This window comes from Bartonella sp. AD328YNZD (assembly GCF_042196425.1).
The window spans coordinates 1-1,945 of the sequence record NZ_JBHIQG010000409.1; the positions used below are offsets into that span (position 1 = coordinate 1).

At 36.3% G+C, this 1,945-nt stretch carries 2 protein-coding genes and 1 pseudogene; all 3 read left to right on the forward strand.

Annotation, left to right across the window (positions count from 1 at the left end; translation table 11 throughout):
• Positions 1-250 (forward strand): annotated as a pseudogene (locus ACFIO3_RS12295) (glutamate racemase); the annotation flags it as partial.
• Positions 251-420: 170 nt separating this feature from the next.
• Complete coding sequence (rpsD, locus tag ACFIO3_RS12300; protein ID WP_375606882.1) at positions 421-1,038, forward strand: 30S ribosomal protein S4; 618 nt, start codon at positions 421-423, stop codon at positions 1,036-1,038.
• 265 nt (positions 1,039-1,303) lie between these two features.
• On the forward strand, positions 1,304-1,945 hold a 642-nt coding region (ttcA, locus tag ACFIO3_RS12305), incomplete at its 3' end, for a tRNA 2-thiocytidine(32) synthetase TtcA (protein ID WP_375704541.1).

Here is a 1,945-nt window from a genome sequence, read left to right on the forward strand (position 1 = left end):
TTTTTTGATTAGCTTCTTTCGTGAACAAGCTTTATGGTCCGTTAAATGGATTGATCCAGCAAAGGCTATCGCTAAACATACCAGATCATTATTGCCATTGTCGGAAAAAATACAGCAGCAACCTGTAAAGAAATATCAAGATTTTGTGTTGCTAACATCAAAAAAGGTCACTTCTTCAACGGAGCGTTTATTAAAAGGATTTGGCTTAAAACTCATGAAAAGAGTTGACTTTGGGATACGAGATCAATAAAATTGTTCCAGCTTTTTCTTTCAAGAAAATGGCATTAATTGACGTGTCCCGTGGATAACTTTGCATATTGATATGTTAAGGTATTCTGTCAGTCTTTAGTATTTAAAGGCAGAGGAGGGCGCGTTTCCTTGGGGTCTTAAGATCTCGTGTTTTATTTTAAAGGAAATGCGATGAGTAAACGCGAAACAACAAAGTATAAAATTGACCGTCGTATGGGAGAAAATATTTGGGGTCGTCCAAAATCTCCCGTCAATCGTCGTGATTATGGTCCAGGTCAGCATGGACAGCGTCGTAAAGGAAAACTTTCTGACTATGGGGTGCAGTTGCGCGCTAAACAAAAGCTGAAAGGGTTTTATGGAGATATTTCAGAAAAGCAATTTCATAAAACTTATGAAGAAGCCGCTCGTCGACGGGGGGATACTGGTGAAAATCTTATCGGTCTGTTAGAGTCACGTTTGGATGCTGTCGTCTATCGCGCAAAATTTGTACCTACAATTTTTGCTTCTCGTCAATTTATCAACCACGGTCATGTTAACGTAAATGGGCGGCGTACAAATATTCAATCTTATCGTTGTAAGCCTGGTGATGTTATTGAGGTTCGGGAAAAATCAAAACAACTTGTTTTAGTTTTAGAAGCAGTACAATTGGCAGAACGTGATGTCCCTGATTATATTGAAGCTGATCATAAACAGATGAAAGCAACCTTTACACGTATTCCTGCTTTTGCAGATGTTCCTTATGCTGTGCAAATGGAACCTAATTTGGTTGTTGAATTTTATTCTCGATAATTTTTTATGAGGAAACATGTTTTCCTCTTTCTGTAATTATAACTTCAAAATAGTGTGTTTTTTATAATCTTTGAAGTTAACAAGTGTTTTTTGTGAATGGTTCTATATTAAGTTTATTGCTATGTTTTAGAGCGATAAACTTATATAGTTCCATTTCTTTTTTATGTATCTAATTTTATAAATTCAAAAAACATAAATGTAAGTTTACTTTATATTTGTTTCTGTCTTTGCAAAACGAGCTATTACTTGTGCAGGATATGGTATTATGAATGATGTTTCAGTTGAATATCAGGCAATAAAAGAAAACGAAGAGAGAGATGATCTTTTGGAAAGAGAAGCAGATGAATGTCATCCAATATTTCGGGTTGCTCCTTCCAGCGTAGAATTTAATAAATTGCGCAAACGGCTTTTGCGTCATATGCGGCAGGCTTTGGATGATTTTTCTATGCTCTCTACGGGAAAAAAATGGCTTGTCGCTTTATCGGGTGGAAAAGACTCTTATGGTTTATTAGCGCTTCTTTTAGACTTAAAATGGCGTGGTCTTTTACCCATTGAAATTCTTGCTTGTAATCTTGATCAAGGACAACCAGGATTCCCGAAACATATTCTTCCAGACTTTTTAAGTTCTTATAAAATTCCCTATCGTATTGAATATCAGGATACTTATTCCATTGTTACAGATAAATTGGCAAAGACGCAGACATATTGTTCCCTTTGTTCTCGTTTACGACGAGGAAATCTCTATCGCATTGCACGTGAGGAGGGCTGTTCTGCATTAGTTTTAGGTCATCATCGTGATGATGTTTTGGAAACGTTTTTCATGAATTTGTTTCATGGTGGTCGATTAGCCGCTATGCCTGGAAAACTTAAAAATGATGAAGGTGATCTTTTTGTATTACGTCCTCTT

Bases quoted from the DNA above. Each gene is read 5' to 3' on its own strand.
- rpsD (WP_375606882.1), top strand. From the start codon at position 421: ATGAGTAAACGCGAAACAACAAAGTATAAAATTGACCGTCGTATGGGA.